Below are 13180 nucleotides of genomic sequence, written 5' to 3'. Positions count from 1 at the left end.
TCATCGACGGAGCGTTCCATGTCCCAGTTTCTTCGCGCCGGTCTGCTGACCGCCTCTCTCCTCAGCGGTGCCGTCAGTGCCCACTTCCAGGAACTGATCCCCCAGTCCGATTCCCTGAACGCCGCCAGCGGTGGTCAGGTGCAGCTGGCGCTGACCTTTACCCACCCCATGGAACGCGGACCCGCCATGGCCATGGGTGAGCCGATGCAGTTTGGCGTGGTCGGCCCCCAGGGCAAGCAGGACCTGATGAAACGCCTCACCCCGACCCAGGTGGATGGCAAGCAGGCCTATCTGGCGGACTATCGGGTTACCCGTCCCGGCGACTACCTTTTCTATCTGGAGCCCGCGCCATACTGGGAGCCCGGTGAGGGCAAGATGATCATCCACTACACCAAGGTGGTGGTGGACGGCTTCGGTGCCCTGGAGGGCTGGGATCAGCCGGTGGGATTGCCGGTGGAGATTGAGCCCCTGAGCCGCCCCTACAGCCTGTGGACCGGTAACCTGTTCCAGGGTGTGGTACGCCACCAGGGTGAGCCGGTTCCCTACGCCGAAGTCGAGGTGGAGTGGCGCAACGACGGCAGTGTCACCGCCCCTTCCGACGGCTATGTCACCCAGGTGATCAAGGCGGACGCCAATGGCACGTTCAGCTACGCGATGCCCAGATCCGGCTGGTGGGGCTTTGCTGCCCTGCTGGAAGCCGATAAGCCGATGACCAATCCCGAGGGCCAGCAGGTGCCCGTGGAGCTCGGCGGCCTCATCTGGGTTCATGCCCGGGATATGAAGTAGGAGATAACCATGGCCCACATCCCAGACGGGGTACTCTCTCTGCCGGTACTGGCCACCTCAGGTGTGGTGGCCGCAGGCCTGACCCTGGTGGCGGTGAAGCGGATGAACTACGACCGCATCCCCCAGGCGGCGGTGCTGGCGGCGGCGTTTTTTGTCGCCTCCCTGGTGACGGTACCTGTGGGCCCCTCCAGTGTTCACCTGATCCTCAACGGCCTGATGGGGGTGTTGCTGGGTTGGGCCGCGGTGCCTGCCCTGCTGGTGGCCCTCTGTATGCAGGCGGTCTTCTTCGGGTATGGTGGTCTGTCGGTGCTCGGGGTCAACGCCCTGAATCTGGCGCTGCCGGCGCTGTTGTGCGCCTGGTTTATCGCCCCCGGACTGCGCGCGGCCCAGGGACGAGCTGTGCTCTATTGGGGGGCCGCCGCCGGTGCCCTGGGCGTGGGGCTCACCGGTGTGATGGTGATGCTGTCCCTGATGGCCAGTGGTCCCGAATACCTGCCGGCGGGCCGGGTTATCCTGGTGACCTACCTGCCCCTGCTGCTGGTCGAAGCGGCGGTGACCGCCTGGGCACTGAGCTTTATGAAACGGGTGGCACCCGAGTTGCTGACCCCGGGAGAGAACGAATGAGATCTTGGATTCTAGGCCTGGCCCTGGTGATGAGCTGTGCCGCCCAGGCACACCTGCTGAAGGTGTTTGCCTATGGTGAAGGAGGCCGGGTACACGGGAGTGTCTACTTTGCCGGCGGCGGTCCGGCCACCGGGGCCAGTGTCCAGGTGCTGGCCCTCGACGGCTCCCTGCTGGCCACCCTGACCCCGGATGAGCAGGGGGAGTTTGTCTATCATCCCGCCGAGCCCAGGGATCTGGAGCTGCTGGTGGGTACCGGCGATGGTCACCAGATCCGTTGGCCGGTGAGTGCCAGTGAACTTCAGGGCGCCCCGCCGTCGCCTCAGCCCGGCAAGGCCAGTGTCCCGGAGGCGGTGGACCAGCAACGGCTGTTGTCGATGATTGAGCAGGCGGTGGCCCGTCAGGTGGGTCCCCTGCGCCAGGAGTTGCAACAGGCCCAGGACAGGGCCAGGTTGTCTGACATCATCGGCGGCCTGGGGATGATCTTTGGCATCGCCGGAGTGGCGATGTGGTGGCGGGGACGCCGGTGAACGACGGCCTCTGGCTTAAAAGCCAGCAGCCCCGCTGGCTGGAGCGCAGTGACCCCAGGTTGAGGGTGCTGTGCGCCCTGGTGTTGCTGACGGTGACCCTGGGATTGAGTCATCCCCTGCCCCTGGCCCTCTCTCTGGGGTTTGCCCTGAGCCTGGTGCCCCTGGTGGGTCTCTCCTTCAAAGCCCTGCTCAAACGCCTGCTGGCGGTGGAGGGACTGATGATTCTGCTGCTGATCTCCCTGCCCTTTACCCTGCCCGGAGAGCCGCTGTGGCAGGGGCTGGGGCTGACCCTGACCGCCGAGGGTCTGGAGCGGGCCCTGGTGGTGCTGCTGCGTGCTAACACCATGGTAGTGGGGATGCTCACTCTGCTGGGCAGCATGGAGCCCGAACGGCTGGGGCACGCCCTGGCTCGTCTGGGGGTGCCGGACAAGCTGGTGCACCTGTTCCTGATGACGGTGCGTTACCTGTTTGTGCTGCTGGAGGAGTACCGGCGCCTGCGTCAGGCGATGCGGGCCCGAGCCTTCAAGCCTGGCAGTAACCTGCATACCTGGCGCACCCTGGGCTGGCTGATCGGTATGCTGCTGATCCGCTCCATGGAGCGCTCTACCCGGGTGCTGGCGGCGATGCGCTGTCGTGGCTTCCAGGGGCGCTTCTACCTGATCCACAAAGGGGAGTGGCAGGCGATGGACAGCCTGCACCTGGCCCTGTTTACCTCCCTGGCCCTGAGCCTGAAACTGCTGGAGACCCAGTTATGAGTCACCCACTGATTGAACTGCGCGATCTGGCCTTCGGCTACGGAGAGCGTCCCGTATTCCAAGGGGTGAATCTGACCCTGAACCCCGGTGAGCGCCTGGCCCTGGTCGGGGGCAACGGTGCCGGCAAGTCCACCCTGCTGCAGCTGATGGTGGGGCTGCGGCGCCCCCGCAGTGGGCAGGTGCTGGCCTTTGGCCAGCCCTGTCGTGACGAGGCGGACTTTCACAAGATGCGCAGCCAGGTGGGGCTGCTGTTTCAGGACTCCGATGACCAGCTGTTCTGCCCGACGGTGATCGAAGATGTGGCCTTTGGTCCCCTGAACCAGGGGATGGAGCAGAAGGAGGCCACCGCCCTCGCCAGGGAGACCCTGGCCAGCCTGGGACTGGAAGCCTTCGCCGATCGCATCACCCATCGTCTTTCCGGCGGAGAGAAGCGGTTGGTGGCCCTGGCGTCGGTGCTGGCGATGCGTCCCAAGGTGTTGCTGCTGGATGAGCCCACCAACGGCCTGGATGAGCAGGCACAGCAGCGACTGCTGGAGCGGCTTCAGGGGCTGGACCTGGCGATGATCCTGGTGTCCCACGACAAGTCGGTGATCGAGAAGCTGGCCAATCGGGCGGTGATTCTGCAGCAGGGGGAGCTGCTGGAGGCGGTGATGCACAGCCATCCCCATCAGCACACCCACAGCCATCTGCATATCCACCCCAAACGGGAGCTGGAGAGCGATCACAGCCATCCCACCCCGGCCCACAGCGACCACCACAACGCCGGCAACTGATGCCTATGGCCACCCCTGCTTTGGCGGTGGCCACCCCCTTCCCCCGCCGTCGTTTCCGTTGAACCCAGGTCGTTAGCCGCATCACCCTTTTTACTGAATAACTGGCATATGCCAATTACTCGCGCTAAGGTTATTGGCATATGCCAGATACGAGGTGGATATGCCCAGACCCAAACTCACCCGCAAGGTGCGCTGCTGCGCCCCTTACAGCTTGTACAAACCCAATGGTGTGCCCGGCAAGGAGCTGACCAAGGTGCCCCTGGGCGCCGATGAGCTTGAGGCGATGCGCCTCACCGACATGGAGGGGATGAGCCAGCAGCAGGCGGCGGAGGCGATGGGGGTATCCCGGCAGACCCTGGGCAACATAGTGACTTCGGCACGCCGTAAGGTGGTGTCTGCCCTGGTTCAGGGCCAGGCGCTGGAGATGGAGTCGAGCTTGCCCTTCCCAGCAGAACAAGAGGAGCAATAGTTATGGCCATTGCCATGCCAGTAACCGACCGGGCCCGGGTGGCCGGACACTTCGCCAAGGCCAACGCCTTTGCGGTCTACAGCGATGAGGGTCAGCTGATTCGCATCGACAACAGCCAGGATGGTGGCTGCGGTCAGAAGAAGCGCCTGGTTAAGGTGTTCAAGGAGATGCAGGTCACCAAGGTGGTGCTGCGCAACATCGGCGAGCGCTCCCTGGCTCGTCTGCTCAATGCCGGCATCGAGGTGGAGCGACTGACCCGGGGCGCCACCATCGCCCAGGTGTTGGACGGCAGCATCGCCACCAACCCGCTGACCGAAGCGGCCCAGGGGCGTCCCTGCAAGCCCAAGTCCAGCAAGTGCTGTGGCCATAAGAGCCCGCCGAAGCTGCTGGAGACCGCACCGGGTGCGCTCAGCAGGGCGGACGGTGCCCTGCCCAAGATCAAGTTGAACTGATTACCCCTTCAGTGAGTCGCCATGGATGGCGCTACTGGGTGCGCACATCCTCGCGCACCAGCTTTTCCAGGATCCCCCTGAGCAGGCGTTGCTCCTGCTCGCTGACCCCCTCGAAAAACTGAGCCTGGACCTGCTTGAGCAGGGGCGTACAGGCGAGGTTGACCCGTTCTCCCTCGTCGGTGAGGCTGAGCATGCGGGCCTTGCGGTTGGCGTCGCTCTTACCGGCGCGGATAAGGCCCCGCTTGATGCAGTTGTCCACCAGCCGTTTGGTCACCGACCTGTCCCGTTTGAGCACGTCCGCCAGTTGCTGTTGGGGGATGCAGCCCAGGTGGTTGAGTACCTTCATGGCGCCGACCATCTCCAGGGTGATATCAAACTCCTGCTGCAATCTCTGGGTGCAGATGGCCCGGTACTGTTTCTGGGCCAGGGACATGATGAAGGTCAGGCTGTTATCCAGCTCCGGAATGGCGGTGATGGTTCTGTTCATGATGCCTCTGATGGTAGAGCAGGTTTCCCAGGGTCAGCAGTAGCAGTAATACCAGGGTCAGTTGCCAGCCCCGCTGCAGGGTGTCCGCCAGGCCAAACTGGTTGGGGCCGACATAGAGCTGGATCGGCAGGGCGACCCCAAGCAGGGCGTCCCCATGAAGATCCTTATCCGGCCCCTGAGTCGAGCCAATCTGATAGGCGATGGCCAGAATCAGCAGGCCCAGGGCCAGCCCGTAGAAGGGTATCATGGTTTGATGGCCCAGCAGCAGCACCATGAAGATCATCGCCAGGGCACAGCCGCCCACCTGGGTGATAAAGCGTACTCTTAGGACCTTGAGGTAGCTGTCGTGGCTGACCTGGGCGGCCGCCAGGATCAGCGGTACCATGCAGAAGGTGGCCGACAGCATATCCACCATCATCAGAAATCCCTGACCCAGCCCCAGCAATACCACAAAGTTCAGCCTCTGCCGATAACTGATCGGCTTCTCGAGGGGCGGAGCACCTTTTGGGGTGGGGGCGGGTGGGAACAGCATGGCAAACAGCTTCATTACCACCAGGGTGATGATCATCGAGAGCAGGATCTCCTTGAAGCGGTTGACCATGTCGAAACTGCCGCCCTGGGCAAACACCACCACGATCACCCAGTTGAACACCGGCATGATCAGCGCGCCGATGCGGGCGGGTTGGGTGGCGCGTTTGCGCAACTGATCGAACAGCAGCAGGCTCAGGGCCCACACCACGTAAGGGTGGTCACTGAACAACTCCACGGTGATCAGGGCGGCAAAGCTGGCCAGCAGGGCGGGGAAAAACTGGCTGACCAGGCCTGCCCAGGAGTAGTCCCTGGCCTTGGTGACCGCCAGCACCGGAAACAGGGCCAGGTAGACCGGCGAGGTGAAGTCCAGGTAGCGCCCCAGCAGCATGCACAGGGTGACCGTGCCTGTGATGCGCAGTACCTGGTTCCAGTCGGTGGCTTGGCTCATGTCGGCCTCAGTAGATGTAGCGGAACAGGGCGATCACATCCATCCAGGCGCCCGCCACCTGCCCCCAGAGGCTGTCGTCCCGGCGCACCATGACGCTGGCCTTGGCACCGGAGATCAGGGCGGGATCCAGATCCGCCACCCGGATGCGGGTGCGCACCTTCTGCTGTTCGCGGATCCAGCGGTTGTCGTTGGTGACATCTGCCAGGCCGGCGGTATCGCTGGAGGCGTCGTACACCGCCTGATCCCGGTTGATGATCTCGCCTTGGAAGCGGTGTCCCGGCAGGGCGTCGAACACCACCCACACGGCTTGGCCCGGCTGGAGGTAACGGCCGCCCTTTTCGTTGAAGTCGGCGTAGACCCAGGGGCGCTGGCCGTCCACCAGGAAGATCACCGGGGTGCCAGCGCTGAGGTAGCTGCCCTCACTGAGTTGCAGGTTGGTGACCCGGCCCTCGGTGGGGGAGAGGATGCGGGTGCGCTGCAGATCCAGCTCCGCCTTGGACAGTTTGGCCTGAGCCAGCAGGATGGCGGCGTCCCCATCCTGCTCCGACAGCTGGGCCTGAAGCCGGTGGACTTCAGCCATGGCGGCGGCCACCGCCGCGTCGGCGATGGTGGCGGCGTTCACCGAGTCATCCAGTTGCTCCTGGGTCACCAGGCCGCGCTTGACCAGGGTCTGGTGGCGCTCAAGACGAAGCTGATCATTGTTGGCCTGCTGACGCTTCTGCGCCAGGGTCAGGCGTGCCACCTCCAGCTCCTGCTGACGGGCCAGGTGATCCTGTTGGGCTTGCTTGAGATCCGCCTGGGCCTGGGTCACCGCCAGCTGATAGCTGCGGTCGTCCAGGGTCATCAGGTGGCTGCCGGCGGACACCTTTTGGCCATTGCGCACCTCAACGGCGATCAGGTTACCGGAGACCTCCGGGGCGATGTTGGCGACGCTGCGATGCAGCTCGGCCTGGGTGGTAAAGGGCGCCTGGGTGTCGCTGCCCATTAGGAACAAGGCGAATCCCAGGGTAAGGCTGAGCACCAGGTAGAGGCTCCACTGGTATGGGGTTTGACTCATTTTTGTTTCACCTGCAACAATATTGGTTGCAGCATAGCATACCCACCGGGGCGTGAAAAAAACGTTTTCTGAGGCACCGCTGTGGGGAATTGGTTATCTTGGCGGAAGAGGTGCAATTTCAAGGAGAGTGCCATGGCGCGCAAAACGGCGTTGCTGTTGATACTGGCTCTGGCGGGCTGTGTTGGGCTGCAGGGCCAGGTTGACCATGTCCGAGCCCCGGCCGAAGCAGCGTCGAGTCCACCGCCGTCGGAACTGCCTCTGCCGGCTCTTGCTTCGGATCAGGCCAGGGTGGAGCAGGTGCTGGGGATGGAGGGCGACAAACTCTGGATCGCCCTGGCGGCGCGCCCCGCAGGCATCGAGCCTCAGGTGCTGCTTACCCCCCGGGGGATGAGGCTGCCCTCGGTGTCGGGGCGTTGCCCCCTGGAGCGCAATCTGGCCCGGGCCCTGGTGGTGTTTCTCAATGAGCGCCTGGCGGGACAGGTGATGACCCTGGAGGGGATGGCCCTCACCGAACAGGGGATGGTGGCGGATGTCACCCTGGATGGCCAGCCGCTGCTGCAGAGGCTGGAATCAGAGGGGCTGGCCCGCCCTGCAGGCAGCCTGGGATGGTGCCCCTGAACATTTTTTGCAAGCCTGGGGTTTAAATGCCATCTGATTGAGTGATGCCAACACGGGAAGCTGCTCTCAACAGGTGTTCACGGAGGCATCACGGTTTCCACACAGTTGCGTCGGGCGGCTGTGACGGAGATGGGTCATTCCAATTACCGCTATTTATGACCCAGTAATCAAAACGTCTAATTGACTAAACGGAAAGGTGGAATAAATTGTCTGGATGAATATGAGGTAGGGAATTAATTAAAAATCTCACTGGGTTAACGTCCTGAGAAATATGTTAATTAAATAAGTGGCGTGCTATTTTAATCCTTCGTGGGATCCCTGCTTGATTGACCCGAAGTGATTTCAGTCACTGTTGACTCTGCGCCAGAATGGGGCGTTGAACCCCATTGGGGCGGGATTTGCTGTTATCGGTGTAAGGCAGATTTGCAGTAATTGGCATTCAGTGTGCCAAATTGGGCGATCACCATGAGATCGGGGCTCCAGGGCAGGAGGTCGATTATGTCTGAATTTTTAAAGTTAACGTGCTAACGCTCAAACTTTTTGTTTTTGGCTTTCATTAAACGTGGCGTAGCTAACATTCGAGCGTGATTTTCAGGCGTACAGTGGGTCCAGATTTGCGTTTTAAGGAGTTCATTGATATGGAGCAGGAAGCTAAGTCCGGGCTCAATTCTAGCCATTGGGCTTCGCCGGTGCACGCCCGTTTCCGCCAACGGGACCAGGCACTGTTGCGATTGGGGGAGAGTCTGGTGAAGGAGCAGGGTATTGTCTCTTTCCGCTTCTCCGAGTTGGCACCCCGTGCTGGGTGCAGTGCAGGGACGCTGTATAAGCACTTTAACTGTAAAGAGGATCTGCTGGTCGCCATCTTCGCCAAGCATGTGGAGCTGTTGACCGAACGTCAGCCTGAGCTGATGAATGCGGACCTCAACCACGCCGAGCGCTGGCTGGCGATGCACCTCTATGGTGCCATGGCCGTGGCCCACACCAGTTGGTCTCTGGGCTTTAACGCCCTGGCCGGTGCCGAGGGGATCGTGGATAAGGTGAGTGACTACCGTCTGCAGGAGATGCAGATGTTTGTGGATCAGGCCTGTTCTACTGCCAAGCGGGTCGTGGAAGCGGCGCGTATTGAAGGGCAGCTGGTGTCCGATGATCAGGAGATCGAGGTGGCCCATGCCACCATGGTGGCGTGCCAGCGTGGTGCGACGACCATGATCAACAATCCGATGATCGCCCAGAATCTGAATTTCAATCAGATCCAAAAGCTGTATGACAGCCTGGCACTGATCACCGGGACCCTGAACTGGCGGGTGGGTCTGACCCCTGAATCCCGCGACCGGGTGATCAAGGCGGTGGAAGAGCAACTGATTGCTCTCGAGCAGGAGCACGACCTCTCTGCTGTGTTCTAGGTTATGACAGCCCCTTAGGCAGCGTGGCGGCTGCCTCGGGTCAGATTGGCCGCGAATTCGGGTCGACTGGCCAGCAGCCGCTCTCTCTGCTCTTCGCTGAGCTGCCCCTCGGGCAGCCTCAGTACCTTCCGAGTCAGTTTCCCCCTGGCCATGGCGGTGATCTTCAGCGGTGCCACCGGCCCTTCAATTGCGTACTCTTCTACTGAACCCGCACGGGCGAGGATGCCTGACTCCACCAGGGCACTGACGCCATGGTGATTCAAAGGCATGGGCACGCTTCCGCGAGCCTGCAGGATAAATTCACGTAAGATGGCCCGCTCGGTATTGTCCAGGGTCTGCACCTTCTCCTCCATCAGCAGCTTCTGCTGGGCGGCAAGTCGCTGCTGCATGATGCGGCCGAAGATCAGGCGTCCGGCCAGAGTGGCCAGATAGGCGCAGCTGGCCACCACCGCCAGACCCAACCAGGAGGCGTAGTCGGTTACCCACTGTTGCAGGTAGAGAGACTGGGCCCACTTAACCGGCAGCCACAGCAGGGCCAGGCTGGTGACCAGGAGCCACAGCGCCAGTTTGTAGAGAGGGGCGTTGGTCAGGGTATGGATCTGAGAATCCTGACTTCCCATGGTGGTGAGTCCTCGCGTCGAAAAATTGGCGGATACGGGCATTCCCCATTGTGAAGCAAAAGGGGTGCCAGCTTACAGGCTAGAGTCTGGCGCGCCGCACCTAGTAAAAAGGTCGAGAAAGATCAACGACCTCTAGTTGTTGGGGTTAACCAGGGGCTCGACCTGAATGGTGTTGCCGTCGTTGAATACCTTGCTGGGGCCATACTCCCTGGCACTGGTGAGGTGCTGGGTGCCAATCTCCACCTCCACCTGGGGATAGAGACTGTGGCTGATACTGACGGCGACCCGATTGAAGAAGCTGGCCAGCTTCTGGTCGGTTTCCGACAGCAGCAGTTGGGCTTCGGCAAGCCTGGCACTGTTCTGCTGCTGTGCCTGGGTGAACTGGGCCACCAGCCTCTTGCGCTCCTCGTCGCTCTTATCCTTGGCCATGGAGGCCTTGTTGACCGCCTGGCGCAGCTTATAGCTTTGGGCCAGCAGAGACTGCTCTTTCTGGTGATACTCCTTGGCCATGGCACGCAGGTGCTGTACCCCGAGGCCTGCCCGAATGCGGCTCTGAGTGGCGGCACGGGAGCCCAGGTTGATGCAGTTCACCGAATAGGTCACCTGAGTCAGGCCGCCGACGATGTCGCCCTTCTTGCCGTTGGGTACCCCGACGGTAAGGTTATTGCCACTGTGGGACTGGCAATGAACCAGTTGGGTCTGGACCAGGATGTCGCCGCCCGCCTTGAGGTGGGCGTACTGGGCGAAGGCCAGGTGGATCTCGCCTTCGGCCTCCAGGGAGGTGCTCAGTTTGCTGTTGTCGACAAGGCGACCGATTACCCCCTTACCCACGACGATGTCTCCGCCCGCTTTAAGCAGTTCTCCATCCACAAAACCATTGACTGTAATGTCGCCGCCGGCCTGAACCCGCATCTCCTCATCCACGTTGCCGTTGATGACGACGTTGCCGTGGTAGTTGATGTGGCCGGTACCGACATTGACGTCTTTCAGGGTCAGGACCTCGACTATCTCCAGCCCATCCTTGGTCTCTTTGGGCTGGCCGTCGGAGCTGGCCAATAACAGGTTGGGATCGTTGTCGGCGGTGGTGGTGCCCTTACCCGCCTTCAGTTTGCGGTCCTTGCCGGGTTTGGCCTTGAGCACCTCACCGATAACGTTGTAGCCGTCGACACCGGGCTCGGCGTCGTGTTTGCGCATCACCTCGTCGCCAGCCTGGACGGTGACAATCTCGCCAAGGTCGCGCATGTCCACCTTGCCGTTGTCGAGGATCTTAGGGGCCATCAGCCTTTCTCGATTGAGTTTGACCAGGCGTTCCAACTGGGCATCCCGGCCATTCTGGGCGGGTTTACCCTTGGCGATGGTGGCACTGATGCTCTCCCCGGGAGAGGCGGACTCCGCCTGCTGCAACAGGGTGTTGATGGCGTTTTTCAGCAGACCGTTCTGGATGGCAAGTGTCTGGAGCTCCTGTACCAGCTCCTTAAAGCCGATACGGCGACCACCCTGGGGTGAGGTCAGGGTGGCCGTTACCTCCATCTTGTCGGTGGAGAGGTTGAGCTTGCACTCTCCATCCAGCTTCATCGCCAGTGGGATTCGCTGTACCTGAGCCTTGTTGGCGCCCTTGGCCTGATGCTTCAACAACTGCAGAGCCTTGCGGACGTCGTTGTCGAGGAAGGCGCACTGGCGATAGGGAGAGTCGTCCACCAGAGACTTAAGCTGGCCCAGTTCCACTAGGGCATGCTTTTCTGGGGTGAGATCCACACAGAGGGTCTGGTGTTCTTCGTCGAAAAAGAGGAGGTCCGGTCCTATCATTGCGCCATTACTTTTGCTAATTAGGCGAGTTCAGCGAGTATACCGGATTGTTGACAATGGGGAATAGCAAAAAGCCCCGACCATGGGTCAGGGCTCAAAAATTTGGTGCAGAAGGAGAGACTTGAACTCTCACGTCCTAACGGACACTAGCACCTGAAGCTAGCGCGTCTACCAATTCCGCCACTTCTGCAAATATCGAATAATCGATTCAGGTCTTATTTTTTGTCGGCTTACCATCTCAAAAGAGAATGGTGCAGAAAGAGAGACTTGAACTCTCACGTCCTAACGGACACTAGCACCTGAAGCTAGCGCGTCTACCAATTCCGCCACTTCTGCATTTAGCCGTGGTATCGATGAGTGGTGCAGAAGGAGAGACTTGAACTCTCACGTCCTTGCGGACACTAGCACCTGAAGCTAGCGCGTCTACCAATTCCGCCACTTCTGCTCTGCATTTCCTCATCGGTACGGGGGCGCATTATAGAGAGATTCCGCGCCCCGTCAACACCATTATCCAATTAGTTTTTCGTTCGAGCAAATTTTAATCTGAAACGCCAGGGCGTGGTGATCCTTGCTGTTTGGAGTTTGGCCGGGGATGACGGCAACCAATCAAGGAGTTCGAGTGCGGGTCTAGTGGGTCTAAATCAAGATCGAGCGACGCCGAGTGGTTGTCGTCATCCCCGGCCCCGAAGGGCGCCGCCTGTTACGTGTTACTCACTCATTGAGGGGAGCGCCAATATCCTGATGCAGGCAGCGTTGCAGGTTGGCGCAAAGCCACACAGCAAGGGTTATCACGTCCTATGGTCAGAGTAGATTTTGAACTTTTTATCCTGTGCGGCGATGTTGACCCTGCCGAAGGCCTTTTCCAGGGCGTCGCCGTAGGGCAGGTGGTGATTGGCCACAAACAGCAGTTGCCCACCGGGCTTCAGGTGTTTGCGGGCACCGGCAATGAAGGCCTCGGCGGTGGCAAAGGTCTGTTTGCCCGCGTGATGGAAGGGCGGGTTGGAGATGATCAGATCAAACTCCCCCTCCACATCACTGAATCCGTCGGAGGGGTAGACTCTTGCCTCCAGGCCGTTGGCGGCCAGGGTGGCCTGGCTGCAGGTCAGGGCGAAGGCGTTGATGTCCACCATCTCCACCTGAGTCTGGGGGGCCCTGGCCTTGATGGCGGTGCCGATGATGCCGGCGCCACAACCAAAATCCAGAATCCGGCCCTTCAGCTCCGGCAGGTGTTCGAGCAGCAGGGCGGTGCCTGCATCCAGTTCGCCCTGGCTGAATACTCCGGGCAGGGCGCACACCTCGACGGCGGGATCCCCGGCCCGGTAGGCCGCAGTGGCGGTCAATTCAGGCTGGGCCGCGGACCGACTGATGCCCATCAGCATCTGGCAGTGGGCACCGGTGGCGTACTTGCTGACAGGATCGAAATGGGCCTTCATCAGCTTGGGGGCGCTCTTGATCCCCCCCTTGTTGTCGCCAACCAGGAAACAGGGGGTGCCTTCAGGCAAGCGGGCCGCCAGCCACTGCAACAGGTGAGTGGCCAGGGCCTTGGCGCCGGGCAGCACCATGATGGCGGCGTCCACCTCAGGCAGGTCTGTGGTCAGGTCGCAGCCGAAATGGAGATCGCCGACCTGGAGCTCCTTCAGGTGGCGGTGGACCAGGTAGTCGTGGGTCAGGGCGGTCACCGTCATTCCCTGCCGCTGCAACTGAGGAATCAGGCCATCTGCCATGGGATTCAAAATCAGCAGGCGCGGTCCGAGTTCGTCGGCGTACTTCTCTATCAGGCGGCTTGGGTTGGTCAGGGTCATGGTGCTCAGGGCCGAGTAAAAA

15 protein-coding genes and 3 tRNA genes are annotated in these 13180 nt (G+C 61.2%); 9 read left to right on the top strand and 9 right to left on the bottom strand.

Going from position 1 to position 13180, the window contains the following annotated elements; all coding sequences use genetic code 11:
* The first annotated feature begins 18 nt into the window (after positions 1-18).
* The 7 genes from ACN0RV_RS06370 (at position 19) to ACN0RV_RS06340 (ending at position 4386) form a co-directional block, all read left to right on the top strand.
* Complete coding sequence (locus tag ACN0RV_RS06370) at positions 19-786, top strand: DUF4198 domain-containing protein (protein ID WP_417346595.1); 768 nt, start codon at positions 19-21, stop codon at positions 784-786.
* A 9-nt stretch (positions 787-795) separates the two neighbouring features.
* Positions 796-1410: a cobalt transporter CbiM gene (gene cbiM / locus ACN0RV_RS06365; protein ID WP_417346593.1), complete on the top strand. Its 615-nt coding sequence runs from the start codon at positions 796-798 to the stop codon at positions 1408-1410.
* Complete coding sequence (locus ACN0RV_RS06360; protein ID WP_417346591.1) at positions 1407-1937, top strand: hypothetical protein; 531 nt, start codon at positions 1407-1409, stop codon at positions 1935-1937. Before cbiM ends, ACN0RV_RS06360 begins: the two co-directional genes overlap by 4 nt.
* On the top strand, positions 1916-2692 hold the full coding sequence (gene cbiQ, locus ACN0RV_RS06355) for a cobalt ECF transporter T component CbiQ (RefSeq protein ID WP_417346589.1): 777 nt from the start codon (positions 1916-1918) through the stop codon (positions 2690-2692). The genes ACN0RV_RS06360 and cbiQ overlap by 22 nt, the downstream gene beginning before the upstream one ends.
* Positions 2689-3465 carry an energy-coupling factor ABC transporter ATP-binding protein gene (locus tag ACN0RV_RS06350; protein WP_417346587.1) on the top strand — a complete coding sequence of 259 codons (777 nt, stop codon included), beginning with the start codon at positions 2689-2691 and terminating at the stop codon, positions 3463-3465. Before cbiQ ends, ACN0RV_RS06350 begins: the two co-directional genes overlap by 4 nt.
* 160 nt (positions 3466-3625) lie before the next feature.
* Positions 3626-3934: a DUF134 domain-containing protein gene (locus tag ACN0RV_RS06345; protein ID WP_286341345.1), complete on the top strand. Its 309-nt coding sequence runs from the start codon at positions 3626-3628 to the stop codon at positions 3932-3934.
* Between the two features lie 2 nt (positions 3935-3936).
* Positions 3937-4386 carry a NifB/NifX family molybdenum-iron cluster-binding protein gene (locus tag ACN0RV_RS06340; RefSeq protein ID WP_417346585.1) on the top strand — a complete coding sequence of 150 codons (450 nt, stop codon included), beginning with the start codon at positions 3937-3939 and terminating at the stop codon, positions 4384-4386.
* A gap of 31 nt (positions 4387-4417) precedes the next feature.
* Here the strand turns inward: ACN0RV_RS06340 and ACN0RV_RS06335 are convergent, their stop codons facing one another.
* The 3 genes from ACN0RV_RS06335 to ACN0RV_RS06325 are packed head-to-tail and all read right to left on the bottom strand — an operon-like array spanning position 4418 to position 6909.
* Complete coding sequence (locus tag ACN0RV_RS06335) at positions 4418-4873, bottom strand: MarR family winged helix-turn-helix transcriptional regulator (RefSeq protein WP_417346583.1); 456 nt, start codon at positions 4871-4873, stop codon at positions 4418-4420.
* Positions 4836-5852, bottom strand: coding sequence for a DUF2955 domain-containing protein (locus ACN0RV_RS06330; RefSeq protein WP_417346581.1), 1017 nt, complete (start codon positions 5850-5852; stop codon positions 4836-4838). The genes ACN0RV_RS06335 and ACN0RV_RS06330 overlap by 38 nt, the downstream gene beginning before the upstream one ends.
* Positions 5853-5859: 7 nt before the next feature.
* Positions 5860-6909: an HlyD family secretion protein gene (locus ACN0RV_RS06325; RefSeq protein WP_417346580.1), complete on the bottom strand. Its 1050-nt coding sequence runs from the start codon at positions 6907-6909 to the stop codon at positions 5860-5862.
* Positions 6910-7041: 132 nt separating this feature from the next.
* On the opposite strand from ACN0RV_RS06325, the gene ACN0RV_RS06320 reads away from it, so the two are divergent.
* Positions 7042-7527: a hypothetical protein gene (locus ACN0RV_RS06320; protein ID WP_417346578.1), complete on the top strand. Its 486-nt coding sequence runs from the start codon at positions 7042-7044 to the stop codon at positions 7525-7527.
* Positions 7528-8165: 638 nt separating this feature from the next.
* Positions 8166-8930 (top strand): TetR/AcrR family transcriptional regulator, encoded by a 765-nt coding sequence (locus tag ACN0RV_RS06315; RefSeq protein WP_417346576.1) that lies wholly within the window; start codon positions 8166-8168, stop codon positions 8928-8930.
* A 14-nt stretch (positions 8931-8944) separates the two neighbouring features.
* Here ACN0RV_RS06315 and ACN0RV_RS06310 read toward each other — a convergent pair whose 3' ends face one another.
* The 6 genes from ACN0RV_RS06310 to ACN0RV_RS06285 form a co-directional block, all read right to left on the bottom strand.
* Entirely contained in the window at positions 8945-9550 is a 606-nt protein-coding gene (locus ACN0RV_RS06310; RefSeq protein WP_417346574.1) for a superinfection exclusion B family protein, read from the bottom strand.
* Between the two features lie 132 nt (positions 9551-9682).
* On the bottom strand, positions 9683-11356 hold the full coding sequence (locus ACN0RV_RS06305; protein WP_417346572.1) for a DUF342 domain-containing protein: 1674 nt from the start codon (positions 11354-11356) through the stop codon (positions 9683-9685).
* A 103-nt stretch (positions 11357-11459) separates the two neighbouring features.
* Positions 11460-11546: transfer RNA gene (locus tag ACN0RV_RS06300), tRNA-Leu, on the bottom strand.
* 59 nt (positions 11547-11605) lie between these two features.
* Positions 11606-11692: transfer RNA gene (locus ACN0RV_RS06295), tRNA-Leu, on the bottom strand.
* 22 nt (positions 11693-11714) lie between these two features.
* Positions 11715-11801: transfer RNA gene (locus ACN0RV_RS06290), tRNA-Leu, on the bottom strand.
* 343 nt (positions 11802-12144) lie between these two features.
* Positions 12145-13158 (bottom strand): methyltransferase, encoded by a 1014-nt coding sequence (locus tag ACN0RV_RS06285; RefSeq protein WP_417346570.1) that lies wholly within the window; start codon positions 13156-13158, stop codon positions 12145-12147.
* Positions 13159-13180: the final 22 nt, after the last annotated feature.

The sequence above is a fragment of the Ferrimonas sp. genome (genome assembly GCF_048263965.1).
In the GTDB taxonomy this organism is placed as follows: Bacteria; Pseudomonadota; Gammaproteobacteria; order Enterobacterales; family Shewanellaceae; genus Ferrimonas.
This window is presented reverse-complemented; position numbering and strand designations above follow the sequence as displayed.

What these genes read in the sequence shown, in the direction of transcription:
- ACN0RV_RS06350 (WP_417346587.1), top strand. Translation starts at nt 2,689, where the DNA reads ATGAGTCACCCACTGATTGAACTGCGCGATCTGGCCTTCGGCTACGGA.
- ACN0RV_RS06330 (WP_417346581.1), bottom strand. Translation starts at nt 5,852, where the DNA reads ATGAGCCAAGCCACCGACTGGAACCAGGTACTGCGCATCACAGGCACG.
- cbiM (WP_417346593.1), top strand. Translation starts at nt 796, where the DNA reads ATGGCCCACATCCCAGACGGGGTACTCTCTCTGCCGGTACTGGCCACC.
- ACN0RV_RS06285 (WP_417346570.1), bottom strand. Translation starts at nt 13,158, where the DNA reads ATGACCCTGACCAACCCAAGCCGCCTGATAGAGAAGTACGCCGACGAA.
- ACN0RV_RS06335 (WP_417346583.1), bottom strand. Translation starts at nt 4,873, where the DNA reads ATGAACAGAACCATCACCGCCATTCCGGAGCTGGATAACAGCCTGACC.
- ACN0RV_RS06345 (WP_286341345.1), top strand. Translation starts at nt 3,626, where the DNA reads ATGCCCAGACCCAAACTCACCCGCAAGGTGCGCTGCTGCGCCCCTTAC.
- ACN0RV_RS06310 (WP_417346574.1), bottom strand. Translation starts at nt 9,550, where the DNA reads ATGGGAAGTCAGGATTCTCAGATCCATACCCTGACCAACGCCCCTCTC.
- ACN0RV_RS06320 (WP_417346578.1), top strand. Translation starts at nt 7,042, where the DNA reads ATGGCGCGCAAAACGGCGTTGCTGTTGATACTGGCTCTGGCGGGCTGT.
- ACN0RV_RS06325 (WP_417346580.1), bottom strand. Translation starts at nt 6,909, where the DNA reads ATGAGTCAAACCCCATACCAGTGGAGCCTCTACCTGGTGCTCAGCCTT.
- ACN0RV_RS06340 (WP_417346585.1), top strand. Translation starts at nt 3,937, where the DNA reads ATGGCCATTGCCATGCCAGTAACCGACCGGGCCCGGGTGGCCGGACAC.
- ACN0RV_RS06305 (WP_417346572.1), bottom strand. Translation starts at nt 11,356, where the DNA reads ATGATAGGACCGGACCTCCTCTTTTTCGACGAAGAACACCAGACCCTC.
- ACN0RV_RS06370 (WP_417346595.1), top strand. Translation starts at nt 19, where the DNA reads ATGTCCCAGTTTCTTCGCGCCGGTCTGCTGACCGCCTCTCTCCTCAGC.
- ACN0RV_RS06315 (WP_417346576.1), top strand. Translation starts at nt 8,166, where the DNA reads ATGGAGCAGGAAGCTAAGTCCGGGCTCAATTCTAGCCATTGGGCTTCG.
- ACN0RV_RS06360 (WP_417346591.1), top strand. Translation starts at nt 1,407, where the DNA reads ATGAGATCTTGGATTCTAGGCCTGGCCCTGGTGATGAGCTGTGCCGCC.